The sequence below is a fragment of the Extibacter sp. GGCC_0201 genome (genome assembly GCF_017566055.1).
Lineage (GTDB): Bacteria > Bacillota > Clostridia > Lachnospirales > Lachnospiraceae > Extibacter.
Window position 1 is genome coordinate 1 of record NZ_JABFCH010000018.1, and the last position, 25,049, is coordinate 25,049.

The following is a 25,049-nucleotide window of genomic DNA, read 5'->3' on the forward strand; positions in this document are numbered from 1 at the left end:
TGCCTGTCTCCCTTAGGCTGACATCCATCTTCTCGCCCACTTCGCGCATGGCATCTATCACCTGGTCCACCGGAATCTGACTCACGATGCCCGCCAGCGCCATGTCTGCCGCCGCCATTGCGTTGACGGCTCCGCCTACATTTCTTTTCACACATGGCACCTCCACGAGGCCTCCTACCGGATCGCACACGAGGCCCATCAGGTTCTTCAGAGCCATGGCACATGCATGTCCAATCTGTTCAAAGCTACCTCCGCGCACGTACGTGATAGCTGCCGCCGCCATACCAGAACCAGACCCGATCTCCGCCTGGCATCCGCCGGATGCCCCAGCCAGAAACGCACGGTTTGCAATAATCTGCCCGATTCCTGCAGCCACGTACATGGCTTCTATCATCCTGTCCTCAGGAACATCATACTCCCGGAAATAGGTCACGAGCACTGCCGGCAGCACTCCGCAGGCCCCTGCCGTAGGAGCCGCCACGATTCGCTTCATGCAGGCATTGTTGCACCCCATCTTCAGTGCCGTTGTCATGACCTTGGCCATGTATCTGCCGCACAGCGGCTCTCCCGTCATGGCGTATTCTTCCATGAGGCCGCCCTCTTTCCCCACAAGGCCGCTTCTGGACACAAGGCCCGGTTCATATGCATCCACGCCGTCGAGCATAGCCTGCCACATATGCTTCATCTCTTTCCATGAGTCCTCTGCCGGGACATCACGCTCTTCCGCATCCTCTGACTGGACTGCTTTCCAGAATGGTACCTTTTCTTTTTCACATCTTGCCCTTACCTCTTCCATTGATTGAAATGACATACGTTTTTCTTCCTCCTGCCGATTATTTCTCTTCAATACTTCCGTTTACATTCAGGAACGTGACATTGACGATTCCTTCTTTGCCTTCCAGACGGTCAAGCGCCTCTCTTGACACGACCTGGTCCGTCTCAACGACCATTACTGCACACCCGCCACGCTTGTCCCGGAACACCTGCATGGTCGCTATGTTGATGTCCTCCTCGCTTAAGGATGCCGCAACCTCCGTGATGCATCCCGGCTGGTCGATGTTACGTACGATCAGGGTGTTGCTCTCTCCGCTGAAGCTTACATCAATACCGTCCAGCTTGCTGACGCGTATCCTGCCGCCCCCGATAGAATAAGCCTCTATCTTCATTGTCTCCGCGCCTTCTGCTTCCAGGATAATCTGAGCCGTGTTCGGATGCGCCCCTTTGATCTCCTTCTCCGCAAGGGTAAATTCCATGCCTTCCGCTGCCGCTATCTCAAAGCTGTCAGGAATCCGCATGTCATCCGGCTTCATCCCCAGAAGTCCGGCGACAATCGCGCGGTCTGTCCCGTGGCCTTTCCCCGTAGCCGCGAAGGAACCGTGGAGGTAGATCGTGGCCTTCCCGGGCCTCCTGCCAAATAACTGGGTGCTGATCAATCCGATGCGTACCGCTCCCGCTGTGTGGGAACTGGATGGCCCCACCATCACAGGTCCCAGAATATCAAATATACTGCCCATGTTATAACCTCTCTTTTCTTAAGTTTAGCTTTCTTTTTATTATACTTTGGTTTTGAACGGTTTACAACGACTATTTCCGCTTTGCCTCCCCGTTTCACATGGCACCCTTTTCATTAAATTCACATAATATGCATTAACTACTAAATTTATGAGAGAAGGTATATTGGTATGTATCTCTTGTTTCCCCTGCTGCTCCTCTTCATGATGGTGCTGGCAGTTATATTTCATTTCCGAAAAAAAAGAATCATATGTAAAATAAAATGTATGTGTACGGAAGAAAAGCTGGAGCTTCTTAACGAATTAACCGCTCCTTTCGGGTTCTGCTACGAATTATGCCATGACGTCTTCACTTCCCGGACAGATGCGTGGCAGCGGGAATTTGGCTACCGATGGCTTTACGATAAAAATGCGGCCCATTTTAATATGGTATTTGACTGTGAACCTGTCTATTTTGATTACGACGGACGCACTTGGATGCTTGAATTCTGGAAGGGGCAGTACGGTATCAATATCGGCGGTGAAATCGGCATATACCAGGCTGAACGTATTATTCCCCCCTCTGAAAGAAAACATGTACTGTTTCATGCGGTACCGGAAAAGGATATGCTCTCTTTTTCTGTCCGCATGTATAACGGCACTTCGCTTCTTTACAACCTGTCATGCAGAAAGCACTGGTGGCTGGCCGGCTTCAGCATGGGCTGCTATTCTGTACCGGAGCTGCTGAAAATGGATATCACCATCGCTTTTGGCAACAGGCAGATGATGTATGCCTTTGTGGACAGCATGTATGAAATCGGATACCGTTCGGGTGATATCAATATATGCGGTAATTCCGTCTCTTTTATATTCGACAGGCCCAAGACTTCTCAGCCGCGTACATCGCATCTTTTCATCTCGGCCTGGGCACTCTGGAAAGACCGGCTCTTTCTCTTCTTCTACTGCAGGATAACGAAAGTATTCTGCCATACGCTCGATAAACTGCTGTACTTGTATGAATATCTGCCGTTCGTCTTCCGCCACATGATGCAGATTCACTGCTATTCCCGAAGGAAACCGAGACGGAGGAAGCAGTCATGAGTACGACAGACCGGCTGAATGCCGCATTTGCGGATGCCCCTGTCCTGCCCCTTGGCTCCGATTCCAGGTATGTATTGTTCAGCGACTGCCACCGGGGTACAGGAACGTCTAATGATAATTTTCTGAAGAATCAAACTCTCTACTTTGCGGCACTCCGATATTATTATGACCGGCAGTTCACGTATATAGAGCTTGGAGACGGTGATGAATTGTGGGAGAACCGGTCTATGGAACAGATAAAGTCTATCCATGACAATACGTTCTGGCTCCTGTCCCACTACTACAAACAGAAGCGGCTCTGGCTTCTGTACGGCAATCATGACCTTATAAAGCGGAATCCCAGGTACAGTGTTCAACATTTTTCTTCCTATATATGCAGCGCGAACAAGTCACAGCCTCTCTTTCCCGGTATTACTTTCTACGAAGGACTGATATTAAAAGACTGCCTCGGCAAAAGAGATCTGTACCTCACCCACGGACATCAGGCGGACTGTCTGAATTCCGTCCTCTGGAAGTTCAGCCGCTTTCTCGTGCGCTATATCTGGAAACCAATGGAGCATATCGGCGTTCTTGACCCGACAAGCGCTGCAAAAAATAATACGAAAAAGCGCAAGACAGAAAGGCAGCTCACCGGATGGGCCGTCGATAATGACAGGATCCTCATATCGGGCCACACGCACCGGCCGATGGTCGGTACAAAAGAATCTCCGTACTTTAACACCGGAAGCTGCGTACATCCAAGATGCATCACCTGCATCGAAGTGACAGACCGCTGTATGACACTCGTAAAGTGGACGCTCCGGACGCGCGACGACATGACGCTCTATGTCGGAAGGGAGGAGCTTGCAGGTCCCGTCTGCATCGATGAATATTAATGGACTGGAATAACTATCCATCCGCACGGTACTATTTTCCGGTCCATCTCCCGGTTGTCAAATTGCTCCGGATATGATAAGATTGTGTACAGTTTTTTAGAAGGAAGTGTCATACAATGAATAAAAAAGAAGTACTGGAAATACGCAAGCAGTTTTCGCCTGAGAACTGTACGATTACAAGAATCTGCGGCTGTTATGTAGACCACGAAAAGCAAAAGATACTGGAACTTAAGAAGGCATTTCTTTCCATGCCGGAGGATGAAGCTTTTAAATATTTTGATATATTCAAAAAGACGCTCTCCGGCACCATTGGAAAGAATCTCATTAATATGGAATTTCCTCTTGACCAGGAAAAGCCGGGAGGAACACAGGACTTTCTGCTCAAGCTCCGGGATAGCCGTCTCGAAGATGAGATGCTTGTTGAAGAATTCTACGATAAAGTAATCGAGAATTACATCTACGCAGAAAACTATTATATCATCCTTATCCATGCCGCCTATGACATACCCGGAAAAGCCTCTGACAATATGGAGATGTTTGACGCCTCGGATGAAGTGTATGAACATATCATGTGCAGCATCTGCCCGGTCAACCTGTCTAAAGCAGGCCTCAGCTACAACGCCGCAACGAACAGTATCGAGGACCGGATCCGGGACTGGATTGTAGACGCTCCTGCGAAGGGCTTTCTGTTCCCTGCATTTCAGGACCGTTCTGCAGATATACATAATATCCTATATTACTCTAAGAAGCCGGAAGAACTGCAGCCCGATTTTATCGAAAATGTCCTTGGCAGTACGATACCACTCACAGCCAAAGACCAGCAGGAGACGTTTCACGCCATTATTAGCGATACGCTCGGGGAAGAATGCGATTATGATGTCGTCCGCAGCATACACGATAATCTGACCGAGCTGATTGAGGAGCATAAGGAAGCGCCTGAGCCGCTTGAGCTTTCGAGGCCGGATGTCAAGCGCCTCCTGGAAAAGAGCGGCGTCCCGGATGAACGTATGGAATCCTTTGACAAGGAATATGAGGAGATTGTCGGAGAGAAGAATTCACTCCTTGCCTCCAACATCGTGAATACGAAGACGTTCCAGATTGAGACGCCGGACGTAATCGTAAAGGTGAATCCGGAGCGGTCCGACCTTGTAGAGACAAAGCTGATTGACGGCAGAAAGTGTCTTGTCATAGCGATAGATGACCACCTGCAAGTTAACGGAATCGAGATAGTAAAATAATTTTAAAAAAACGCAAAAAACATTTGCCTTATGTCCAAATATGTGCTAGAATATTTTTTGCGAGCGGAGATGGCGGAATGGCAGACGCGCTAGATTCAGGTTCTAGTGGGAGTTATCCTGTGAGGGTTCAAGTCCCTTTCTCCGCATTGAAGCATAAACACCAAACACCGTAAATTTAACGGTCTTTGGTGTTTTTTAGTTTTATGTTTTTAAAAATGGGGCATAAATATGACGATTCTTAATAAGGACTTATTTTACAGTCCCTTTTATACCTAGCCTATATGATATCCATCGAACAATACTCATGGTTAGCTTATTTTAATAATTTGCATCGTATCATTCCCCGTACTTTTTACAGTTCCAACAGCAGATAGCACTACTTTTATCTTGTCACCTGCGGCACAGGTAACGTATTTACTATAGTTTAGACTGCAATACCCCGAATGCGCATAATTAATAGATGTATGTATATCTGCATTGTTCTTTTGTAATTTGCCCCAAACCGAAGCATCACCGTTAACTATCGCTGTACAGTCAAATATCACGAGATACGAACCTGGCTTTTTAATAGTTACTGTAGACGCACCAGATGACGCTTGATAACATTCGTTATTAACTGAGATGGTATTCCCTATATCCCAATATTGCGTTGTGGAAATTGTCCACTCTTTCCCATACTTTCCAGTAGTGACGGCCTTGCCAATATCAGTAATATGGCTATTTAAAATCTTTCCCTGACGAGCATCCAGCGCATACCCCTCCTCCGCCGTTTCTAGGTTGTTCGCGATATTCACCGGACCGGCCGGCCCCGGGTCTCCTTTATCACCTTTCACGCCCTGGATACCCTGAGGGCCTTGTGGTCCAACAATACCAGCATCACCTCTATCGCCTTTTGGACCCTGCGGTCCGGCCACGCCTGGGTCGCCTTTGGGACCTGTCGCACCTGTCGGCCCCTGGGGGCCTGCAGATCCGGTATCGCCTTTCGGGCCTGTGGCTCCCTGTGGGCCGGTAGCTCCTGTCGGGCCTTGTGGCCCTGTCAATCCCTGGGGGCCGGTCAACCCCTGCGGACCGGTTGCACCGGTTGCGCCCTGGGGACCCATTGGTCCGGTCTCTCCTTTATCACCCTTATCGCCTTTCGGGCCTGTGGCCGGAACCAGCGTGTCAGATTCCCCAATGTACCAGTTACCGTTCGCTCCGATATGCGGTGTGATTCCGTCGTCCCCTCTCGCCTTAATCCCTGTGTCGTAACCGTTGATATACCAGTTGCCATTCTCACCGATGTAAATCTCCGGTATGAAGCTTGTTGTCTCTTCCATAAATATGTCCTCCTTGTTATTTGATAGTTGTATCCTATCAAATATGAAAGGGACATGGAGGGACAATGCAGATAATTATACCGGCTAAGGCTTTATTTCTGATTTTCATGCATATAGATGTGCGCCACACTTGGAGCGACAGGCAGTCCTGTTTCTGCCACTTGCCATGTGGCCCACTGCAGAGTTTCTTTCGTACGCCTTGTTTCCCGCAGCTACCCGCTGCTACCAGGATCCTCATCCCACGCCGCAGTCTGCAGGATGGTCATTGACACACACTTTGCTGTGATATTTCTCGACTTTGCTGTTCCAGTACGCACTGTCCTTTGTACCTGCAACAACATCCCCGAGTATCTCGCCATCCCTGCCGACCATCATCGCAACCGGCGCTTCGCTATATTTATGGAGCACATTATCTTCCATTTCTTCTGTTGCAATCAACTGTACATAATCAGCACTTGCCGCGGCGGACACTGCGGCTGCTTCCTCTTCGTTGTCCGCATTGATTCCTCTTGCAATGCCAAGTATCTGTACTCCTTTACCCGCATACTCTCTCCCGATATCACCGAGCGTTTCCATCTCTTCTTTACAGGATGCGCACGATACATCCCAGATATATACGACCGTAAGCTCTGCCTGGTCAAATATCGTATTGGTATTCGTCTTTATACCGTTTAATGCGTCTGCGGCGTAATTCCCGAACACTTCCTTCTTCTCTTCTGTCCGGGCAGTGGCGGCTTCCTTTTCCTCTGTCTTTTCCTGGTTCCCGGCAGGGCTCTGGCAGGCCGTCAGCAACAGCGCCGCCAACATTACGGCAATTAATAGTTTAGCCCTCATATGTCAGGCCCTCTACCACGATTCTCTTGCTCCAGAGGATTCTGGCAAGTTTCAGCTTAACCGTATCCGCGATACCGACTCCTTTCCCCGGCAGAACGATCTTACCGGTCTCGCTCTGAATGCTCTTATACCCGGTTTCCTCCAGGCTCCTGACTTCTTCCTGATCAGCAAACCTTGCTGATATCTCCACATAGGAGCCTCCTCATGTATTGCACACCGTCGGCTCTACGACGATATCCGTGTACTGTTTTTCTTCCATATATTCCTTCAAGCTATTGTCCATTATAACATTCATGACTGTTACCTCCTTTTTATTATGGATTTATGATACCAGATTGTTTGCAGGCCTTCTGTGATTACGTCACATTACTCTTGATTTCCTATGCTTTACTTCTGTAATAATACTTCAATAGCCGTAAATATACAGAATTCTGGTCTGTCTTGTCTTATAATCTAAAGGAATATACCAATATCAAGGGGGAATCTTATGAAACGAAAGAAAATGTGTATCTTGACACTGGCGGCGCTGAGTAGTGCCTTGATTCTGTCACTTGGGACTTTCATCACTTCCTTTGCAAAAGAAGACAGCACCAAAGAGCAGGTGACTACCATGGCCACGACCGCCAATCTGAACCTGCGGACCGATGCGGGGCTCCACGGCAAAGTTATCACGGTCATGCCAAAAGGGACATCGGTGGAAGTCTTCAGTATGACATCAGCCGGATGGTACAAGGTAAAGTACAAGGATCAGACAGGCTATGCCTACTACGTATACCTGAATTTTGAAGGAACCGACAAAGGTACGGTCAACGATGGCAAGGTAACTCATATGTATGCTACTGCACCATTAAATGTCCGCTCCAATCCGAATACGGGCAGCGCCATCCTCGGAAGCTTCAAGAAGGGAGATGCCGTACAGGTCATCAGTAAGCACGACGGCTGGTTCAAAGTCGATTTTAACGGAAAGCACGGATACTGCCACGGCGGTTATCTGGACTTCGGAAAAGGTGACGCTTCGGTTACCGTGGACGAGAGCACCATGAACGACATGGTTACAACGGCACCGCTGAATGTCAGAGACAGGCCAGGCATGAAGGGGAAGATTATCGGTTCCTTCAAGAAAGGCGAGACCGTTAAAGTTATCGGGCAGGAAGGCGACTGGCTCAAGGTAAAGTATAAGAGCACGACCGGCTATTCACATGTAGATTATCTAAACTAGGTACATCCCTCATTTATATCGCAGCGCGCAGTTCCCATACCGGGAGCTGCGCGTTGCTTTTTACAATTAACTGTCATCCTGTCAAGCCTATACCTGCCTCATGTCTACATCTACTGCTTCTTTTCTAGCGTTATGCTCCTGGTTCTGGTTCTCAGGCTTAACTTTTTCCGTAATGCTGTTGAACTTCTCCAGATTCTTCTTCTGATTCTGCTTTTCTTGTCGTTTTTTGTCCATAATATCACCTCATAAACAGTATTTCTCCCCAATACATTTATTATACTGTATACCTTACTTCGCAGGAGTACATCCTATATAAAAAAGGAGTGTTTACATGAAAGATTTATCAGATTTAAAATTAGACCTTTTACCGGAAGCCCTTCGGAACGCCGCCGGAAGAGAATCCCACAGCAGGCAGGAGAATACGAGTGATATCACAATCCCATTTCCTGAGGAGCTTCAGCAGAAAGAGGATACCGATAACAATAAGTAAGCTGTGCTTTATCGTGAATCTTTAAGAAAACCTTATAAGTTTGTGAAGCTTCTGTTTTCCCTCTTGAGAATTTGCTTCAAACGATATAGAATATAACACATTGTAAGGAGGGATTGCATGAACAAATATATGGATAAGGACTATGCTAACCATTTTGACGATGATTTTGAAGTAATATATGACGCCCTGGATGAGCTGGATGAATATATCGATTATGACGGCGGATTTGATGAACCGGACGACGGGGATGATATGCGCTTTCGCGATGAATATGAAGAAGAGGTCCCGCCCAAAAGGAAGAGGCCGGACCGGAGCAAGGACAAAGAGCGGAGAGCGGCGGATGCCTCCCGCTGCAGAGATAAAGAAGACGATAAAGACGGTCGGAAAAAAGGCAGGCTGAAACTGCCGAATCTGCTATCTCCTGCGGCAAAGACAGTCAAAGCAGGAGGCAAGGCAGCCGGCAGCGTTATCCGTACTATTTTAAAAGGGGCTTCTCTGCTGCTTATCGCTGTAATTACCGTCCTGCTTGGAGTCAGCTTCTTTCATGGCCACGCGGCTTATGGGAATCCTGCGGCTGCTGTCGAACAGAAGAATTATGCGCTTGCCGCGTACTTTGCCTTTGCGGCCTTGCTGCTGATATTTGAACTTATTTCATTTTTCTGGACGCTATCCGGCCAGAAGATAAAGGACGGCCGCCGTATCAGAAAGCTCGATACCGGAAGAGGGATAGGTTCCTTCCTAGTCATATATATAGGCTCTTATCTGTCTCTACATCTCGGCAGCCTGATTCCAGAGGTGCCTCAGGCGCTTGGCGGACTAAAAGGAGCCGTATCTGTCTACGGCTCCTTGAATCAGACGCTGTTACCTCTATGTGTGATGGGCGTTATCAGCTGTCTCATACGTAAATTTATTTTTCATTAGCTTTTTCATCCTCAGCTTCCGCCTGTTGCAGAAAATCTGCATCTTTGGTCTTAAGCCTGGGGATGAATCTTTTGGCAAACTTTCCTTTTCCCCGGTTCTTTACATAGAAATATCCGATAATCGAGAACAGGACTGCTCCCACAAAGTTCACGAGCAGATCCTTCATCGTATCGATGAGCCCGATATCCAGATAGCCGCCAAGTCCCAGGCTCTCGCCATTTATGGAAATGTCCGTGATATTACTGATGACTTCAGGGTGGTTCCTTCCTGCCGGATCCAGCATTACGGACGATATGGTATGCACAATCGTGTCTTTCTGCATATCAAAGCGGAAGATCTGGTCCATGCCAAATTCAAAGAATTCCCAGATGACACCGATGGTCATGGAAAAGCAGAAGGCCACGATTGCCACAAACACCGGCGACAGCTTGAAGGAAAAGCGTTCGTTGCGGTTCAGTATGTCTACGAGCGCAAACCCGATTGCTGCCATCAGGAAACCGTTCAGCGTGTGCAGCAGCGTGTCCCATCCGGGAAATATAATATAGTAAGACTGTATTTCCCCTAATATCTCCGCCGCAAATATAAACAGCAGAATGATAATCTCAAGGGCCGTGGGCAGCTCTATCTTTAGATTTACCTGCACTAAGCTTGGAATTATCAGAAGCAGCAACGTCAATATACACAAAAATACATTCTCGTAATTGCCGTTTAAAATCTGCAGTATCATCATCAGAACGACCAGCGCCCGCAGTGTCACATATACCATGAAGGAGCTCTTGTGCTCCCGCAGCTCCATTTTGAGCGCTTTGCCCATTATCCTTATCTTGCTTATCATTTTCTTCATATGTTCTACATCCTTCTCGTCTTATCCCACAGAAGTCTATTCCAGAAAGTTTTCTATTATAACTCCTTCCGCTTCCTCTTCCGTCATGCCCAGCGTCCGCAGCTTAATGAGCTGTTCATCGTTGATACGTCCGATAGCCGCCTCATGGATGATGGCAGCATCCAGATGCCTCGCATTGATTTCCGGTATGGAGCATACCTCTGCCTTGTCCATGATGATCGAATCACACTGGATATGCGCATGGCATCTTGCATTGCCGACAGCCTTAGGATGGAACGTCTGAACCGACGCTCCCTTTGCCACGGATCTGGATACGATCTGTGCGGAGCTGCCCTCTCCGTTCATCTGTACTTCCATATCGGACTCCGCCGTCTGGCTGTCGTGGGTCATCAGCTTCTCTACCACGTAGAGCTTCGCGTCGGCGCCCATTATCACATCTGTCGTGCGGACTGTGGAATCTACCCCTTTGATCTGTGCCGTATCCAGTGTAAATACCGCCCCTTCGTCAAGTATGATCTTTGTCACCGGATTCAGGACCCTTGCGCCGGTCCCTTCACCTTCTCCGTAATGCTTCTCCTCATAGCGGACATTGGCTCCTCTGCCTACATGGAACGTATGGATCCCGTCGTGCCGGCTCTCATCGCACCCGCTGTTGTGGATGCCGCAGCCTGCTATGATGGTTACTTCCGCTCCGTCCGCCACGAAGAAGTCATTATATACTTCGTCCTTCATGCCGGTGGCATTGACGACAACAGGGATATGCACCTGCTCGCCCTTCGTGTCTCCATCGATATAGATATCTATGCCCTGCTTATCTGTTTTCTTCTTTATCTTGATGTGTTGGCTGTCACCATGGCAGAGTGCAGTTCCGTTGTATCTCAGGTTAAAAGCTCCTTTTTGCCTGAATCCGGCTCCGTCTATCTGCTCGAGCACCTTTTCTATAATCTTGTCCAATTGCTTTCCCAACTTAGTTTCCTCCTTCCTGCTGCCTGTCCATACATGCACACTGTCCTTCGCTCAGCAGATTCGGAAGGATCTCATCGCGCGTGCCTATGGCTCCTATCTTCCCATCCTCTATTACCATTATCCTGTCTGCCATCTGGATAATCCTCTCCTGGTGGGAGATGAGGATAAGGCTTTCTTCCTTCTTCTCGTGAATCCGTTCAAACTGCTGCACAAGCATAGAGAAGCTCCACAAGTCGATCCCGGCTTCCGGCTCATCAAAGATGCAGAGCTTATGGGGCTTTGCGAGAACCGTCGCAATCTCCAGCCGCTTCATCTCCCCGCCCGACAAGGTGGCATCTACTTCTCTTGTGATATATTCTCTGGCGCATAATCCAACACCGCTCAGCATCTTGCAGCATTCTGGCTCCGTCAACGGCCGGCCGGCGGCCAGAGATAATAATTTATCAACTGTCATGCCTTTGAATCTGGGCGGCTGCTGGAACGCAAAACCAATACCCGCCTCTGCCCTGTGGTTGATGTCATAGTCCGTGATATCCTCCCCATCCAGGACAATCCTGCCTTCGTCGGCATCCTCTATCCCCATCAGCACTTTGGCAAGGCTCGACTTACCGCCCCCGTTAGGTCCGGTAATCACAAGCATCTCACCGTCTTTAACCTGAAAACTGATATCCTTTACAATACTTCTTTCCACACCATTTTCATCCACTTTGAATGTCAGGTTCTTTACCTCAAGCATCTTCTGCATCGCTCCTTTATCTCTTATAAATTCCAGAAACCACAAGGTCCTATATTGATTTTTAACAGTACGAGTCCATTATAATCTCTTTTATCCACATTATCAACATAAAGGAATACAAAAAGGGACACGGCAAAACGAAATGGGGACGGAGGTTTTTTAAAAAACCTCCGTCCCCATTTCGTTCGATGTTTTAATAATTTTCCACTTTTCTCTCAAAATATGCCCTGGAATATCCACATGCCGGACATCTCTCCGGTGCTTCTTCTCCTTCGTAGATGAAACCGCACTGGCGGCATTTCCAGCCAAGCGGCGCATCGCCTTTGAATGTCTTCTCCGCCTTCAATGTGTCCAGAATCTTCAGATAGCGCTTCTCATGGGATGCCTCTACTTTTGCTACGTTGTCAAATTTCACGGCAAGTTCTTCAAAGCCTTCTTCTCTCGCTTCTCTTGCCATGCGTTTGTACATGTCGGACCACTCTTCGTTCTCGCCGTCCGCGGCAGTCTGAAGGTTTTCTGCCGTGTCCCCTAATCCATGGAACTCGCTGAACCACATCTTGGCATGCTGCCTTTCCTGTTCGGCTGTCTCAGTGAAGATAGCCGCCGTCTGCTCCATCCCTTCCTGCCTTGCTATCTCTGCAAAGAAGGAATATTTATTTCTAGCCTGTGACTCTCCGGCAAATGCCTCCATCAGGTTCTTCTCTGTCTTAGTTCCCGCATATTTACTCCCGCCTGTCTTTTCTTCTTCCAGCTTTATAAATTTGTCTGGACCTACCTTGCAGATTGGACATGCTTCTGGTGGATTGTCTCCCTCGTGAATATAACCACATACTGTACATTTGAATTTTGCCATGATCTTTATCTCCTTTTCATTCATTTCACTATTCTTCATCTTGTTTCTATCATTATGCTGTTCTTGCTTATTACGTTCTTCTCCTGCGCTTTCCCAGGGAGAAGGCGTCAGCGGCTTCTCCTGCATGCCTGCCGCCCCAAGATCTTTGCTTCTGTCGTTATAGCGGGTATGCAGAAGTTCCTCCGCCACATCGCTCAACGGTTTTATGTAATGCTCTTCATACACTCTCTTGATATCTGGATTCTCATGGCTGTACCTCACTGCCATGGATGCGTCTTTGTCATACAACGCACGGATCCGTGCCTGCCTGATGTCATCCGTCATGGGCACTTCCGTCTTTGGCTGCCCTCCGCCGCCGATACAGCCGCCGGGACACGTCATGACCTCGACAAAGTCATAATTCTTCCCACCGTCAGCCATCCTTGTTATGAATTGCCTTGCATACTCCAAGCCATGGATAACTGCCAGCCGGAGCGGGACATCTCCGATGACGACTTCCGCCTCCCGGATTCCGTCCATGCCGCGTACAGGTATCAGATTCAGATAATCCTTTGGTGGATTCACACCGGTAATAAGATAATAGGCAGTTCTTGCCGCAGCTTCCATAACTCCGCCCGTATTGCCGAATATAACTCCGGCTCCTGATGCGGCACCCATAAGTGAATCGTATGGAGATTCCGGCATGTCTCTCAAGTCCCTGCCTTCTTCTCGCAGCCATCTTGCAAGCTCTCTCGTAGTGATGACATAATCCATGTCACGCATCTCTTCCGCCCCATTGCTGACAGATGATATGTTCATCTCACCTCTTCGTATCTCGAACTTCTTGGCGGTACAAGGCGTCACTGCCACATTGACAATCTTAGAAGGGTCCAGGTTATTCTTCCGAGCAAAATATGTCTTGATGGTAGGTCCCTGCATTCCAATCGGGCTTTTGGCGCTGGATATATGCGGAAGGATCTCAGGATAAAATGTCTCCGCAAATTTTACCCAGGCCGGACAACAGCTCGTAAACTGAGGCAGCGGCTTTGTCTTCTTTGTCACCCTTTCTACAAGTTCTGATGCTTCCTCCATAATCGTCAAATCTGCAGCGAAATTGGTGTCCAGCACGTAGTCCGCGCCCAGGCTTCTAAGTGCTGCCACCATCTTGCCTTCCACGAAACTGCCTGCCGGATATTCAAATTCTTCCCCAAGACCGACACGTACCGAAGGAGATGTACTGAAAATGACTATTTTATCAGGATCTTCTATTGCCTGCCTGACTTCTTTGTATTCGTACACTTCCTTTATGGAATCCACCGGACAGACATTCGCGCACTGCCCGCAATGTACGCATATAGCCATATCATTTGTACTTTTCAGATCATACAGCCGGCCCACGGCAATATCCCGTTCGCACACCTGCCTGCACTGCCCGCATTTGATACACAGGCTTTCCTCTCTTCTCACTGCAGGATTATCAGGTTCGATAGGAATCCTGATGTCTGCAAAATTGTGCTTCATCTCTTCACCTCTCTATATCAATATTAGTAACTGTTATTAATATAGCATATTTTTCCAACATATGCAAGTACTAAATTAATAATTCAGCGGATGTAATCATCTTCTTCTGCATGGACAGACAATGAGCCGCAACCACCTGATAATCAGGCAATTGCGGCCCTTATAAGACTCCTAATCTCTTAACTTTTCATAGGTCCAGAAACTATTCTTCTGTCTTAATCTCACCTGTTCCTCAGTAAATAATATATTCGACTCCTTTTCTATCTTTAATAGAAGCTCCCTGTCCCTCTCACTCTTTTCTAACCGTTCCATAATGATATCTGTATCTCCAATCTCCATACCAATCCAATTTCTTTCCAGAAACTCTGCCGCCACATAGGTTGTGCCTGCACCCCCAAAAGGATCCAGTACTATATCACCGGCATCTGTAGATAAAGAAATCAATCGATGTAGCAGCCGTAATGGCAGCTCATTTGCGGATCTGTTTTTATATTTTTTATGTCTGACAGGATTGATATCCATAAATATATCTGAGATAGATATTCCTTCCGGGTTCAAACTGCTCTTTTTCCCACCATAATCTCTTATCTCCCCTCCACAATGTCTGCAGGTGACCAGAGGAATCCTCTGCTTATTAAAGACCTTAGGCCTTTCCCCCTTTATATAATAGAGCAGACCATAGTGTTCCGGCTGCAATTTGCCTTGTACCGGAATGAGACCTTTCATAGATACTGCTATCCAATGTCTAAAGTTCATATATTTATTTAAGATGTTAGAAAGAAATGTATTCCAATACGGCAGGTTATATATGTAAAATGCCCCGCCCGGCTTCAGCACTCTGGCACATTCTTTAATCCAGACCTCACACCAATTGATATATTTGGATTTGGTCATATCATCATCAATGCTGTCCCCATAATCTTTATTCAGATTAAAAGGTGGATCTGCAAAAACCATATCCACGGATTCATCCGGTAAACCGGCCAATACTTTTACACAATCATCATGAAACAGCTTACCGAACGAAGTATTAAAAACAGGTGAGACTTCAGGTATCTTCAAATCAGGTACCGCTATTTCCTTTAAAATATCCTCTCCATGTTTGATAATCCAGGATTGTACTTCCGGTGAAATATATCCTAATTTTATTTCTATCAATTCCTTACTATACCCTGTATATGCACAGAGCTTGTCCATATCTTCGCCCATAGGAAGTATCATATTATCATTATAATATTGCAGCCTGCTTATCGTAATCCCGGTCTCCTTAGATAAGTTCTTCAATGTCTCGTAGTTAGGTACATCCAGTAGCTCAAAAAACTTTTCTTTCTTAATTATATTATTCATTACCCATACCCTTCCATCATAATCATGCAGCAGTTTTTCCTTAGATTTCAGCTGATTGATCATTTCTATGGAATCAATTATATCACTATATCCAAATACATCAAATAGCCTTATTCTGGTTTCCGGCCTACTTTCTTTATTAGCATAGTATTTCAATGGCTTGTTCTGTTAGATGTTATAAAAATCAGTGCCTTACCCGTCACACAACAAAGCCGTACCCCTTTGATAATCAAGAGATTACCTTTATATCCTCCGGCATGGGGTATCTGCTTCCATATGGCCCGTTTGTTGGGCTCGGAATCACGCAGACCCTGGGAAATATGATGGCTACTAGACAAGTCTATTATATCACCCTTTGGGGAAGTAAAATAGATACAGGAATGGTATGTGATAGAATGGGCGTACAGAAGCGGATAAAACAGTTAATGGAGGAGTGGGGATGGACGGACTACCAACTGGCTAAAGAAGCTAATCTTTCTCATCCTACCATTTCAAATATGTTTAATAGAAATAACGCTTTTACAATTTTTCGCTGAGATGCTATCTCTACCACGGCGTGGCGGTGGACCAAGCCGGACAGCTCCCGGATGCCGGGACGGTCGAGGGAAAGGCAGCCGCCAATCTCGGCAACCTCCGCCACTACCGTATAGCCCTGCTGCTCCGCGTACTGACGGAGCTTTTCTTTTGCGCCTCCAAGCCACAGCCCTCGTCGTAAACCGTCACGGAGTCCACCGTGGAATACCAAAGCTTCTCATCGAAGCCGTCCGCCAGCCGGTTACAGGCGGCCTCGAACCGCTCACAGTATCCCGTGTATTTGCGCTGGTATTCCTTCTGATTCTGCGCCTTGCGCCGCTTGAATTCGTACTGCACGAGGTCGGATATCTCTGTCAAAATAATAACTAGGTTGCTGTTGGTGACATAGTATTGGGCACTTCGCTCTCGTTGTCCTTCTATGAGAACCCTCTTTCGCTATATTTTCTTACCGATATAGAAGACGTATCCATAATACTGCTTATACTTTACATACTGCTCCACCTCATCCCGGTTTTCCGCGACAAACGCTTCTACGGTTTTATTTCCGGGATATTTTTTCAAAAGCCCTTTGAGCGCCGCTTCGCGTGGAATAAAGTAATTGTCCGTCCAGCAGGTTTCCGGCAACGTAAAGGAAGCGATAAATTGATAGCCGCATTTTTGCAGGACTTCCACATTGTGCTCAATCGAATCCAATCCGCTCCCGGCATCCGACCAGAATTTTTCAATGACGGCAGGCCGTTCCTTTGTTAGCCACGAGGGACATGACACGACGACATAGCCATTTTTTTGGAGAAAGCCATGCCAATGCGTAAGCCCTTTTTCAAAGCCAATGTTATCTATCGCGCCCTCCGACCATATCAGACCGAACGTCTCTTTCTCAAAGGGCAGCTCGTCCATTGAACCGACAACGCCCTTTACCTGCTTCTCCATATTCTGCTTTTGCGCGTTTTCATTCAGTGCATGGATAAAGTCGGGGAACAGGTCTAAGCCGATGATGGCTCCGGTCAGATGCTGTGCGAGCACCATAGTTTGCCCGCCGCTTCCACAGCCTAAATCCGCCGCATGTGAGATTTGATCCAAGTGATCAAGAAACCCCAATGCCTTGCGCGTCATCTCAGGGCTGCCAGGCCCCTGTCGTTCCAGCCCCGCGTGTGTTTCGATCAGTAAATCCATTACAGATGGTTGTTTGTTTTCCATGTTAATTTTCTCCTTTTTTGTTTTTTCCCTATCCTCATTTCAAAAGCGATTCATAGGTGAATTTTCTGACAGACCCTTTCATGAGAATCGCGGCCAACAGTGCCAAGACGAAACCCAGCGCCAAAAGAATCCACGCGCTTACCATGATTAACCCTGTAAACTGCCCGATGATGAGGGCGATAATCGGAAAAACCAGGAATACGGCGCGTTGTTGCGCTTCTTCTATCGTCTGCGCTTTTGCGGAGCCGCGAACCGTGATACTAATCGCAACCAAAGAGATGGCTGGCCCAATCAGCAGCATCACAATCAGCCAGCTGGGGTCGGGCGGAAGCGCGCTTCCGGTGAGCAGCAGCGCCTCGGCTTCCATGACGACGACCATCGCCGCGAAGGAAATGAAAGAGACGATCATGCTAATTGAAAAGCCGGCCAGTATTTTTGCCTCAAATACTTGTTTTAAGGTGAGCGGCGAATAAAGCAAAGTTTCCAGCGTGCGCTTTTCCTTTTCTCCCACAAAGGAGCTCGCCGCCATGACAGAGGACGACATGACGGGAATCATCAGAAAAAAGACCGGCATGATTTTATTGAGCAGAAGCCACAGGACACTTTGCTCCACGCTCCCTGACGATTGCTGGAGGGGCAGCATATCCAGCAGCTTATCAAGGTCAGAGGCCGCATCCGGAACCAGCGTCAAGACAAATACAAAGATGGATGGCAGCACGATGGTCAGCGCCAGCGGAACAATCAACATCACGGAGAACACCTGCTTATTGGAGGTAACGCCGCGAATATCCTTTTTCATAAGGACAAGCTGCATTTTATTCATGCCTTTCATCCTCCTTTCCCACTTTGCGCCGGTCGATTAGAGAAAAGTAAATCTCCTCTAAAGACATCTTTTCAGCCGAAACATGATACACATCACCGCCGGAGTCCACAATTTGTTTGACGAGCAGCGGGATTTCTCCCTCTGAATCCACCGTGATTTCGTAGACCCCATTGCCGACGGCCCGACTGTTCAGCCCTTTGGGAAAACGATCCGCTTTCACGATGACCCGAACACCGGAGAAAATTAGCTCCCGGAGTTCCTCAATGGTGCCTGCCGCCAATAAGGCGCCTTCATCAATCAGCCCGTAGGTGGTGCAGATCTCCTGCGCATACCGCAGCTGGTGCGTGCATAGAAAAATGGTCGCGCCCTCGTCCGCAAGTTCTCTAATTAAGCGGTTCACATTTTGCGCGCTTTCCGGATCAAGCCCGGAAGTTGGCTCATCCAGGAACAATATCTTGGGATGGTGAATCATTGCGCGGGCAAGGGAGAGCCTCTGGCGCATACCGGTGGAGTAGGCAGCCAGCTTTCGGTTCCCAGCGTCCAGAAGGTCGAGCCGCTCCAAAAGCTCGGCCCCGCGCTTTTGGCTTTCAGCAGCGTCCATACCAAATAAAGTTCCATAGAAAATCAGGTTTTCAAGCCCTGTCATATAGTCGTACATCTGCGCGTGTTCCGTGACCACCCCGGATACCTGATGCAGTTTCTCTGGATTTTGGGAAGAGTCGATGTCAAATACCCGGCAGCTTCCCCGCGTGGGCGCAAGCATACCGCAGAGCAATTTGACGGTGGTTGTTTTTCCCGCGCCATTCGGGCCTAAAAAACCGAAGACCTCGCCCGGTTCAAGGGCAATGCCTATATCATCCACCGCTTTTTTACCCGAGCTGTATGTTTTTGAAAGGTGTTCTGTTAAGACTGCTTTCATGGGATTCTCCTATCTTCATCGTAACGGCGCTAATGGTGCTTTTTCAATGGCTATCGGCAGACTTCAACCTGCCTTTTTCCAGATAATGTACGAAATCACAGTGCGCGGCCACCTTGTCGGAATGGGTGACGATAATGACGCACTTGCCCTGCTCGTGGGCAATATCCCGAAAAATACCCATCATATTCTCCTCGGTGTCGCCGTCCAGATTGCCGGTGGGTTCGTGAGCAGGTTGTACCCCTGAAAAATCACGCCGATGTCACGGGCACGGTACCGGTCGCGGTCAAGCTGCCGCATATCCTTGCCACCATAGGATACGAGGCCGCTGGTTGTCAGGTCTAAACCGGAAATCAGGGAGAGCAGCGTGCTCTTGCCCGCTCCGGATTTGCCCATAATTCCGTAGAGCCCGCCGGTCTCAAAATCCGTGTGGATGTCCTTCAAAACGGATTTTTTCGTGCCATCATATTGATAGGTCACGTTTTGCAACGATAAGATATTCATGGTTAGCCCCTTTCCGAAAGTATCTTCATTGGCTCGAATCTCGTGATGTAGAAAATCCCCGCCATGGAAGAAATCAAAACCAACACCAGCGCCAAACCGCCGATTTGCCCGATGGCCTGCGGGGTAAGCCGCACCGAAATCTTAGAAATCGTGCTTTCTTCCTCCGCGCCGGGGAGTAGCTCTATCGTTCCGGTGTTCTGCTGCTGCTCCTCAGCAATGCGGATTTGATCCTGAAGCAGCGTATCCGCAATGGGCTGGGAGAGCGTGGTGGAGAGCGCCAGGCCGATGGTCAGTCAAAGAAAGGCGATCATCAGGGATTCGCAGACCATACCCACGATCACCTTGCCGCGCTTCATCCCCATGGCTCGCAGCACGCCGATTTCATACTTGCGCTCCCGGACGGCCATCACCGAAAGAAACAGCAGGATGACCCCTCCGAAAACCAAGACCACGACCAGAAAAATGGTTACAATTTTGGAGATACCCTCCACAGGGCCGACAATCTTGTTATAGGCGGCCTCGTCGGTGGTGGCGCGGTAGTAGGGGGCTAATCCCTTCTCCGCCGCTTCTTTCTGGAATGCCTCCAGCATACCGGGGTCTTTCAGAAAATAGGTGGCGTTCAGCACACCCCGAGCCTCGTACATTTCCATTCCCAAGGCGGTGTCCAGATCGGTGAGAATCTCGTCGCCCCGGTTGAGCTGTGGGATATTGAAACCGGTGCTTGTCTCCGGAAGGTTATCCCGATAAATCCCACAGACGATAAAGGTATGAGGCATGAGCGCGTCTTTCATTGTGTTTGTGACGGTAATCTGGTCACCGACGGACAAGCCGTTGAGATTTGCAAGCGCCTCGCTGATCATGCATTCGTTTGGCTATTGGAAAGCCCGCCCCTCTACAATCGAGCGGCTGCCGTTTGCGAAGCCCTCGCCGATGTTCGGGTGGAGGTCGCTTTCACACTCGCGTTGGGCGATATGTCGTCCGCGCCGGAAAGACCCGCGCCACCGTCCATTGTGTCTCCCAGCGCCTTCAAATCTTGAAGCGCCACGGAGAGGGTGCTTTCATAGTCCGTCTTTTGCAGCAGGTCGGATTTGGCGATTTCCATCTGCTGCTGTGCCGTAGAATACTGGATGTCCGAGTGCTGTTCGGCGATCTCCGTATCGAGAAACAGGGTCACCTCCACGCCGAACCGCGACTTGTAGTCCTTGGTGACCGAATCCACCGTGGTATTGATGACGATGGAAACAGATACGGCAAGAATAATCGCCAAGGTAATCAGGCCTACAAGGATATTGCGCCCCTTATTCCGGCCCAGGTTCTTGAAGGCGTTTTTCAGTAGATACATACATTCAGCTCCTTTATCGTAGTGGAAGTGTAAACGCCACGACGTCTACCATGACGAACGATAGAAAACTAAGCAGGGTCAGAAGAGCAATCCCCAGCAGCGCAAGCCCGATAAGCATGGCTGGTGCGTACCGGCTGTGCATGATGGACAAAATACGTTCCTCAGTGGCGCTCTTGCCGAAATGGCTGAGCATGGAAAAGGTCGTGCCTTTTTCCTCCGCCAGCGAGAGAAGCGCCAACGCGTATTCGGTCTTGCTTTTTTTGGTGATTCCCTGTTTTTTCAACACGCACTCGTCGCAATGCAGCTCCAAGTCCCGGCCCAGCAGGATGTGCATGGCCCAGACCATGGGATTATACCAAGAGAGACTGAGCGCGATGGCGGAAATCCATTTCCACAAAACATCGAAGTGCCGGATGTGCTCCAGCTCGTGGGATAAGACATAAGAAAGATTGTCGGTATCGTTCCAATCCATCGTTGTAGGCAGCAGGATCACGGGTCGGAACACGCCGTAGGTCAAGGCGGAGGACAGCTCCGGACAGACCAAAACCCGTACCTTCCTCCGGATTCGGTTCGCGTTCATCCAACGCGTCACAGTCTCAGATTCAGCGGGATAGGCGAAGCGGAAAATCCTTTTGCCGCGAAGATGGCTGATGATGAACCAGACGGCCAGGGCCAGGCAGCCCGCAAACCAAATCCAAATCAGAAAGGTTGGCACCGAATAGGTTGTGAACACCGCACTGACATTTTTCGTCTCGATGGTCTGAGCACCGGGCGTTCTGTTGGTGATTGGGAACAAAGCCAACCATATCTGCTCGATACTCGGAATGGAAAACCCCAGCGACAGATTGCCGGTATAGGGAATAAACAGCCGGAGCAGCGCCAGCGCCCACAGGCCCAGGAAAACCTTTTTCGGCAGCTTGTAGAGAAACAGCGAACGGAGCACCACAATGAGCAGGATCAGGAGGGTGGCCCGCAGCTGTATGGAAAATACCGTCATGCTAATCCTCCCAATCCTTTACTATTTTTCGCAGGCGTTCAATCTCCTCATGAGACAAATCCCGCTTTCCCAAAATGGAGGCCACCAGCTTGTCGGCCGAGCCGTCGTAGAGCTTGTTGATCAGCTCCCTGGTCTCCAATTCCTGCGCTTGTTCCTTTTTCACCAGCGCCTCGCATAGGAACCCCGGCTCAATGCGCTCAATGGCCCCCTTGTCGATGCACCGCTTAATTAGGGTATAGGTAGCGCTGCGGCTGTAACCGAATCTTTCTTTGAGAGTCTCATAAATATGTTTGGCGCTGACCGTTCCCTCACTCCAGATCACATCCATCACTTTCAGTTCCGCGTCGTGTAGCTTAATTTCCATAAGACAGCCTCCTTAGACTACCGGTGTAGATTTTATTACAGTCTACCATAGTAGATTCTAATTGTCAATCTCCACTTGTTTCCAACGAAACGAATACAGAAGCGGGCTTTCAATATTTCTTGCTATCCTTTCGGAGCAGGCCGCCGCAAACTGTGTCACAGATACCATACATTCGGGCGGAAAAACTTCCACATATGCATAATATGACTACCTTCCCCCAAAGACTACGACGGGCCAATCCACACAAGGTGAACTGGCCCGCATCGGTAAGTTAACGGCTTGCCTTGTTAAATTTACGAATTTCTTCTGTTCTGTTCCATACTCAATTCGCCTTTTTTCAGCCGAAATACCATGTCCGCCTGTTTCGCCAATTCATTTGAATGGGTTACTACCACCACACATTTCCCCATCTGGTGGGCGCTCTCTTTCAGTATCGTTAAAATTATTTTTTGAATATGTCAATCGCGTGACTTGTAACACCCAATAAATCTTCACGCTCACAAGTGGAAAAGTGATATTTTAAATATAATTCAAACGTGTCATTGTCCATCGCGTCTACTGCTTCACGCATAAACAGGGCGCAACCATCCGCCGCAACATAATGTAATCGAGTGACGGGAAATACAGACATTAAATCATCTATGTTTTCTTTACGAACAAGTTCAAATAAATCCTTTGGATCGGATTTTGCGGCAAATGTTAGGGCATCAATTAAGCCTTTTTCTATGTATTCAGTGACACTAATATTACCGCGCTTAAAACCTTCATCAAGGAGACAGCCATCAGAAATGACATAGGCCGCAAAAATCACGCCGCCCGGTTTTGTCACGCGAATTGCTTCGCGCAGGGCTTGTCGTTTATCCTCTATGCTGTAAAGGTGGTACAGTGGGCCTAATAACAGCGTAATGTTATATGTATTCTCCCGGAAAGAAGATAGCTCCATAGCGTTGCCTTGGGTAATCGTAACATTTTCACCCGGTTGCGTATTTTGATTGAAAATTTCTATGTTATGCTCTACCAACTCCACAGCGTCAACAACATACCCTTGACGAGCTAACGCATGGGAATAACGCCCGGTTCCTGCGCCTATTTCCAGCACGCGGTCACTGGGGCTTATGTACTTTTCAATGTAACGCATAGTGGTAAGGAACTCAACCGTTCCATGCTTTAACGCCAGCCGATTATCCTCGTTATAATGATTGTAAAAGTCAATTAAGTATTGGTTTGTTTTCATATTGTACTCCCTATATTTGTCTTAGTTTTAGATAGATAAATCCCATTCGGGGTTTTCCTGCCTTATAAAAGCAGACAGTATATTCATCAACATTTTTTCAGCACGATTTCTGTCCAGCGCTAACTTCTTTGTTGCTGTCAAAACCGCTATGCCGTGAGTATAAAGAAATAAATCTAAAAATATTACTTTTGCCTTTTCTGATCCTATTCCAACAGCTTCTGAAAAAATTTTCGCTTTTTGTTCATTATCCGGTTCTTTATAAAAATCTTTTGCCTCCGTCATTTCCAAATCCATATCGTTTATAAACAACAGCTTAAATAAGTGCGGTTCTTCCCCCGCAAATTCAATGTACGAAAGAGGAAGAATTAAATAGGGGCTTATATTTTCTATTTTTTGATAATGAGAAACATACTGCTCGTAGTATTCATACGCAAAAGCAAGAAATTCATTTTTTAATTCTTCCATATTTTCATAGCATGTGAAAATTGGTCGAGTAGAGCATTGTAGTTTACCTGCAATACTCCTTGCGTTTACAGTCTCAAAACCTGTCTCCCTTGTAAGCTCTAAAACAGTATTCAAAATCATGTCCTTTGTTATTTTCGCTTTTGGCGGCATAAAAGTTCACTCCCCATCGTTATGTTTCATTCGTTACATAACTATTGTTACACATAAAAGAAAATATGTCAAGTGAACGTTTTTTTGTGTATGTGTCGTCAAAAAATGAAGCTTCATTTTATAAACTTTTTTTGAAAACAGGCTTGCTTTTCCACCCGTGGTGCGTAAGCTGTGACTCACAGAAATCAAACATAATCTTTAAGGAGGCCCACACCATGGCGAATTATCACATTGAAATCCAGCGGAGCAACGTAACCCTCGCGCAGTTCCTCCGATATGTCCGGCAGCAATGCGAGAAGAAGGGCATTGACTTTTATATCGAGCGAGAGGACTTTGAAAAGCCGCACACCGAGTATTCCACAAGCTATTCCGTAATAGACGGGAAAAAGAAATGCCACTTTGCTTAGTATCGGACGGTCACGCGCTATCGCCGCAAAATCGCCAGCTATCAGACCTCGGAATGCTTCACCAGATACCACCACACCGACGAGCTGGAGGAATATAAGAAAACCGAGCTGCACCGCTGGGACAGCGAAGAAAGCGCGGCGGACGCGCCCTGCAAGGCTGAAACCTTCAAGCAATTTGCCTGCGACTACCAGACATACATCCTCAACTTTGACGGTTACTGCTACAACGAAATCTGCGAGTTTACCTTTGACAACGAGCGCCGGGGCTATGACTACTACTACCAAGCGAACCGGGACGCGGAATGAGGCAGCCAGCCCCGCTTCGGCGGGGCTTTTCGCTGCCCGGATACTCCGAAAAAAAGATATGTTTTAAGCAATTTAGAGCT

At 48.0% G+C, this 25,049-nt stretch carries 31 protein-coding genes and 1 tRNA gene; 7 read left to right on the forward strand and 25 right to left on the reverse strand.

The window, feature by feature from the left end; translation table 11 throughout:
- Together sdaAA and sdaAB are read right to left on the reverse strand one after the other, a co-directional pair.
- Positions 1–811: L-serine ammonia-lyase, iron-sulfur-dependent, subunit alpha (gene sdaAA / locus HJV72_RS12345; protein ID WP_208071369.1), on the reverse strand; the 811-nt coding region annotated here is incomplete at its 3' end.
- Between the two features lie 22 nt (positions 812–833).
- Positions 834–1,514 (reverse strand): L-serine ammonia-lyase, iron-sulfur-dependent subunit beta, encoded by a 681-nt coding sequence (sdaAB, locus tag HJV72_RS12350; protein ID WP_208071370.1) that lies wholly within the window; start codon positions 1,512–1,514, stop codon positions 834–836.
- A 168-nt stretch (positions 1,515–1,682) separates the two neighbouring features.
- Between sdaAB and HJV72_RS12355 the strand changes: the two genes are divergently transcribed.
- From HJV72_RS12355 to HJV72_RS12370, 4 genes are all read left to right on the forward strand, one after another.
- On the forward strand, positions 1,683–2,591 hold the full coding sequence (locus tag HJV72_RS12355; RefSeq protein WP_208071372.1) for a DUF4474 domain-containing protein: 909 nt from the start codon (positions 1,683–1,685) through the stop codon (positions 2,589–2,591).
- Positions 2,588–3,466, forward strand: coding sequence for a metallophosphoesterase (locus tag HJV72_RS12360; protein ID WP_208071373.1), 879 nt, complete (start codon positions 2,588–2,590; stop codon positions 3,464–3,466). Before HJV72_RS12355 ends, HJV72_RS12360 begins: the two co-directional genes overlap by 4 nt.
- Before the next feature lie 116 nt (positions 3,467–3,582).
- Complete coding sequence (locus HJV72_RS12365) at positions 3,583–4,704, forward strand: DUF4317 domain-containing protein (protein WP_208071374.1); 1,122 nt, start codon at positions 3,583–3,585, stop codon at positions 4,702–4,704.
- Positions 4,705–4,767: 63 nt separating this feature from the next.
- Positions 4,768–4,850: transfer RNA gene (locus HJV72_RS12370), tRNA-Leu, on the forward strand.
- A gap of 162 nt (positions 4,851–5,012) precedes the next feature.
- Here HJV72_RS12370 and HJV72_RS19830 read toward each other — a convergent pair.
- The 3 genes from HJV72_RS19830 to HJV72_RS12385 form a co-directional block, all read right to left on the reverse strand.
- Positions 5,013–6,020 carry a collagen-like protein gene (locus HJV72_RS19830; protein ID WP_243765624.1) on the reverse strand — a complete coding sequence of 336 codons (1,008 nt, stop codon included), beginning with the start codon at positions 6,018–6,020 and terminating at the stop codon, positions 5,013–5,015.
- 234 nt (positions 6,021–6,254) lie between these two features.
- A complete protein-coding gene (locus HJV72_RS12380) occupies positions 6,255–6,854 on the reverse strand; it encodes a hypothetical protein (RefSeq protein ID WP_208071375.1) in 600 nt (199 codons plus the stop codon).
- Entirely contained in the window at positions 6,844–7,044 is a 201-nt protein-coding gene (locus tag HJV72_RS12385) for a hypothetical protein (RefSeq protein ID WP_208071376.1), read from the reverse strand. Before HJV72_RS12385 ends, HJV72_RS12380 begins: the two co-directional genes overlap by 11 nt.
- A gap of 297 nt (positions 7,045–7,341) precedes the next feature.
- Between HJV72_RS12385 and HJV72_RS12390 the strand changes: the two genes are divergently transcribed.
- A complete protein-coding gene (locus HJV72_RS12390; RefSeq protein ID WP_208071377.1) occupies positions 7,342–8,073 on the forward strand; it encodes an SH3 domain-containing protein in 732 nt (243 codons plus the stop codon).
- Between the two features lie 87 nt (positions 8,074–8,160).
- Here the strand turns inward: HJV72_RS12390 and HJV72_RS12395 are convergent, their stop codons facing one another.
- Positions 8,161–8,307, reverse strand: a complete 147-nt coding sequence (locus HJV72_RS12395) for a hypothetical protein (RefSeq protein ID WP_198146229.1) — start codon at positions 8,305–8,307, stop codon at positions 8,161–8,163.
- A 97-nt stretch (positions 8,308–8,404) separates the two neighbouring features.
- On the opposite strand from HJV72_RS12395, the gene HJV72_RS12400 reads away from it, so the two are divergent.
- Together HJV72_RS12400 and HJV72_RS12405 are read left to right on the forward strand one after the other, a co-directional pair.
- A complete protein-coding gene (locus HJV72_RS12400; RefSeq protein ID WP_208071378.1) occupies positions 8,405–8,563 on the forward strand; it encodes a hypothetical protein in 159 nt (52 codons plus the stop codon).
- Positions 8,564–8,680: 117 nt separating this feature from the next.
- Positions 8,681–9,484 carry a hypothetical protein gene (locus HJV72_RS12405; RefSeq protein WP_243765625.1) on the forward strand — a complete coding sequence of 268 codons (804 nt, stop codon included), beginning with the start codon at positions 8,681–8,683 and terminating at the stop codon, positions 9,482–9,484.
- Here the strand turns inward: HJV72_RS12405 and HJV72_RS12410 are convergent.
- The 19 genes from HJV72_RS12410 to HJV72_RS12495 form a co-directional block, all read right to left on the reverse strand.
- Positions 9,471–10,328, reverse strand: coding sequence for a hypothetical protein (locus HJV72_RS12410; RefSeq protein ID WP_208071380.1), 858 nt, complete (start codon positions 10,326–10,328; stop codon positions 9,471–9,473). The genes HJV72_RS12405 and HJV72_RS12410 overlap by 14 nt on opposite strands.
- 36 nt (positions 10,329–10,364) lie before the next feature.
- Positions 10,365–11,294, reverse strand: a complete 930-nt coding sequence (locus tag HJV72_RS12415) for a SufB/SufD family protein (RefSeq protein ID WP_243765626.1) — start codon at positions 11,292–11,294, stop codon at positions 10,365–10,367.
- 1 nt (position 11,295) lies between these two features.
- Positions 11,296–12,030 (reverse strand): ABC transporter ATP-binding protein, encoded by a 735-nt coding sequence (locus HJV72_RS12420; RefSeq protein WP_208071382.1) that lies wholly within the window; start codon positions 12,028–12,030, stop codon positions 11,296–11,298.
- A gap of 193 nt (positions 12,031–12,223) precedes the next feature.
- A complete protein-coding gene (rbr, locus tag HJV72_RS12425; protein WP_208071383.1) occupies positions 12,224–14,383 on the reverse strand; it encodes a rubrerythrin in 2,160 nt (719 codons plus the stop codon).
- Positions 14,384–14,554: 171 nt separating this feature from the next.
- Entirely contained in the window at positions 14,555–15,886 is a 1,332-nt protein-coding gene (locus HJV72_RS12430; RefSeq protein ID WP_208071384.1) for a DNA-methyltransferase, read from the reverse strand.
- 322 nt (positions 15,887–16,208) lie between these two features.
- Positions 16,209–16,370, reverse strand: coding sequence for a hypothetical protein (locus tag HJV72_RS12435; RefSeq protein WP_208071385.1), 162 nt, complete (start codon positions 16,368–16,370; stop codon positions 16,209–16,211).
- On the reverse strand, positions 16,370–16,621 hold the full coding sequence (locus HJV72_RS12440; RefSeq protein WP_208071386.1) for a hypothetical protein: 252 nt from the start codon (positions 16,619–16,621) through the stop codon (positions 16,370–16,372). Before HJV72_RS12440 ends, HJV72_RS12435 begins: the two co-directional genes overlap by 1 nt.
- Positions 16,622–16,699: 78 nt before the next feature.
- A complete protein-coding gene (locus HJV72_RS12445) occupies positions 16,700–17,461 on the reverse strand; it encodes a class I SAM-dependent methyltransferase (RefSeq protein ID WP_208071388.1) in 762 nt (253 codons plus the stop codon).
- 34 nt (positions 17,462–17,495) lie between these two features.
- Positions 17,496–18,284 (reverse strand): ABC transporter permease, encoded by a 789-nt coding sequence (locus tag HJV72_RS12450; RefSeq protein WP_208071390.1) that lies wholly within the window; start codon positions 18,282–18,284, stop codon positions 17,496–17,498.
- Entirely contained in the window at positions 18,277–19,203 is a 927-nt protein-coding gene (locus tag HJV72_RS12455) for an ABC transporter ATP-binding protein (protein ID WP_208071391.1), read from the reverse strand. The genes HJV72_RS12450 and HJV72_RS12455 overlap by 8 nt, the downstream gene beginning before the upstream one ends.
- 43 nt (positions 19,204–19,246) lie before the next feature.
- Positions 19,247–19,387 (reverse strand): hypothetical protein, encoded by a 141-nt coding sequence (locus HJV72_RS20175; RefSeq protein ID WP_330618980.1) that lies wholly within the window; start codon positions 19,385–19,387, stop codon positions 19,247–19,249.
- On the reverse strand, positions 19,384–19,704 hold the full coding sequence (locus HJV72_RS12460; protein WP_330618982.1) for an ATP-binding cassette domain-containing protein: 321 nt from the start codon (positions 19,702–19,704) through the stop codon (positions 19,384–19,386). The genes HJV72_RS20175 and HJV72_RS12460 overlap by 4 nt, the downstream gene beginning before the upstream one ends.
- A gap of 293 nt (positions 19,705–19,997) precedes the next feature.
- Positions 19,998–20,564 (reverse strand): ABC transporter permease, encoded by a 567-nt coding sequence (locus tag HJV72_RS12465; protein WP_208071392.1) that lies wholly within the window; start codon positions 20,562–20,564, stop codon positions 19,998–20,000.
- A gap of 32 nt (positions 20,565–20,596) precedes the next feature.
- The gene (locus tag HJV72_RS12470) at positions 20,597–21,046 is read right to left on the reverse strand and encodes a hypothetical protein (RefSeq protein WP_208071393.1); all 450 of its coding nucleotides are present in this window, start codon (positions 21,044–21,046) and stop codon (positions 20,597–20,599) included.
- 13 nt (positions 21,047–21,059) lie between these two features.
- Positions 21,060–22,043, reverse strand: coding sequence for a M56 family metallopeptidase (locus HJV72_RS12475; protein WP_208071394.1), 984 nt, complete (start codon positions 22,041–22,043; stop codon positions 21,060–21,062).
- Between the two features lies 1 nt (position 22,044).
- A complete protein-coding gene (locus HJV72_RS12480; protein ID WP_208071395.1) occupies positions 22,045–22,407 on the reverse strand; it encodes a BlaI/MecI/CopY family transcriptional regulator in 363 nt (120 codons plus the stop codon).
- A gap of 442 nt (positions 22,408–22,849) precedes the next feature.
- Positions 22,850–23,641: a class I SAM-dependent methyltransferase gene (locus HJV72_RS12485; protein WP_208071396.1), complete on the reverse strand. Its 792-nt coding sequence runs from the start codon at positions 23,639–23,641 to the stop codon at positions 22,850–22,852.
- 27 nt (positions 23,642–23,668) lie between these two features.
- Positions 23,669–24,256: a TetR/AcrR family transcriptional regulator gene (locus HJV72_RS12490; protein ID WP_208071398.1), complete on the reverse strand. Its 588-nt coding sequence runs from the start codon at positions 24,254–24,256 to the stop codon at positions 23,669–23,671.
- A 185-nt stretch (positions 24,257–24,441) separates the two neighbouring features.
- Positions 24,442–24,948 carry a hypothetical protein gene (locus HJV72_RS12495; RefSeq protein ID WP_208071399.1) on the reverse strand — a complete coding sequence of 169 codons (507 nt, stop codon included), beginning with the start codon at positions 24,946–24,948 and terminating at the stop codon, positions 24,442–24,444.
- Positions 24,949–25,049: the final 101 nt, after the last annotated feature.

What these genes read in the sequence shown, in the direction of transcription:
- sdaAB (WP_208071370.1), bottom strand. Translation starts at nt 1,514, where the DNA reads ATGGGCAGTATATTTGATATTCTGGGACCTGTGATGGTGGGGCCATCC.
- HJV72_RS12355 (WP_208071372.1), top strand. Translation starts at nt 1,683, where the DNA reads ATGTATCTCTTGTTTCCCCTGCTGCTCCTCTTCATGATGGTGCTGGCA.
- HJV72_RS12360 (WP_208071373.1), top strand. Translation starts at nt 2,588, where the DNA reads ATGAGTACGACAGACCGGCTGAATGCCGCATTTGCGGATGCCCCTGTC.
- HJV72_RS12365 (WP_208071374.1), top strand. Translation starts at nt 3,583, where the DNA reads ATGAATAAAAAAGAAGTACTGGAAATACGCAAGCAGTTTTCGCCTGAG.
- HJV72_RS19830 (WP_243765624.1), bottom strand. Translation starts at nt 6,020, where the DNA reads ATGGAAGAGACAACAAGCTTCATACCGGAGATTTACATCGGTGAGAAT.
- HJV72_RS12380 (WP_208071375.1), bottom strand. Translation starts at nt 6,854, where the DNA reads ATGAGGGCTAAACTATTAATTGCCGTAATGTTGGCGGCGCTGTTGCTG.
- HJV72_RS12390 (WP_208071377.1), top strand. Translation starts at nt 7,342, where the DNA reads ATGAAACGAAAGAAAATGTGTATCTTGACACTGGCGGCGCTGAGTAGT.
- HJV72_RS12395 (WP_198146229.1), bottom strand. Translation starts at nt 8,307, where the DNA reads ATGGACAAAAAACGACAAGAAAAGCAGAATCAGAAGAAGAATCTGGAG.
- HJV72_RS12400 (WP_208071378.1), top strand. Translation starts at nt 8,405, where the DNA reads ATGAAAGATTTATCAGATTTAAAATTAGACCTTTTACCGGAAGCCCTT.
- HJV72_RS12405 (WP_243765625.1), top strand. Translation starts at nt 8,681, where the DNA reads ATGAACAAATATATGGATAAGGACTATGCTAACCATTTTGACGATGAT.
- HJV72_RS12410 (WP_208071380.1), bottom strand. Translation starts at nt 10,328, where the DNA reads ATGAAGAAAATGATAAGCAAGATAAGGATAATGGGCAAAGCGCTCAAA.
- HJV72_RS12420 (WP_208071382.1), bottom strand. Translation starts at nt 12,030, where the DNA reads ATGCTTGAGGTAAAGAACCTGACATTCAAAGTGGATGAAAATGGTGTG.
- rbr (WP_208071383.1), bottom strand. Translation starts at nt 14,383, where the DNA reads ATGAAGCACAATTTTGCAGACATCAGGATTCCTATCGAACCTGATAAT.
- HJV72_RS12445 (WP_208071388.1), bottom strand. Translation starts at nt 17,461, where the DNA reads ATGGAAAACAAACAACCATCTGTAATGGATTTACTGATCGAAACACAC.
- HJV72_RS12450 (WP_208071390.1), bottom strand. Translation starts at nt 18,284, where the DNA reads ATGAATAAAATGCAGCTTGTCCTTATGAAAAAGGATATTCGCGGCGTT.
- HJV72_RS12455 (WP_208071391.1), bottom strand. Translation starts at nt 19,203, where the DNA reads ATGAAAGCAGTCTTAACAGAACACCTTTCAAAAACATACAGCTCGGGT.
- HJV72_RS20175 (WP_330618980.1), bottom strand. Translation starts at nt 19,387, where the DNA reads ATGATGGGTATTTTTCGGGATATTGCCCACGAGCAGGGCAAGTGCGTC.
- HJV72_RS12460 (WP_330618982.1), bottom strand. Translation starts at nt 19,704, where the DNA reads ATGAATATCTTATCGTTGCAAAACGTGACCTATCAATATGATGGCACG.
- HJV72_RS12465 (WP_208071392.1), bottom strand. Translation starts at nt 20,564, where the DNA reads ATGATCAGCGAGGCGCTTGCAAATCTCAACGGCTTGTCCGTCGGTGAC.
- HJV72_RS12470 (WP_208071393.1), bottom strand. Translation starts at nt 21,046, where the DNA reads ATGTATCTACTGAAAAACGCCTTCAAGAACCTGGGCCGGAATAAGGGG.
- HJV72_RS12475 (WP_208071394.1), bottom strand. Translation starts at nt 22,043, where the DNA reads ATGACGGTATTTTCCATACAGCTGCGGGCCACCCTCCTGATCCTGCTC.
- HJV72_RS12480 (WP_208071395.1), bottom strand. Translation starts at nt 22,407, where the DNA reads ATGGAAATTAAGCTACACGACGCGGAACTGAAAGTGATGGATGTGATC.
- HJV72_RS12485 (WP_208071396.1), bottom strand. Translation starts at nt 23,641, where the DNA reads ATGAAAACAAACCAATACTTAATTGACTTTTACAATCATTATAACGAG.
- HJV72_RS12490 (WP_208071398.1), bottom strand. Translation starts at nt 24,256, where the DNA reads ATGCCGCCAAAAGCGAAAATAACAAAGGACATGATTTTGAATACTGTT.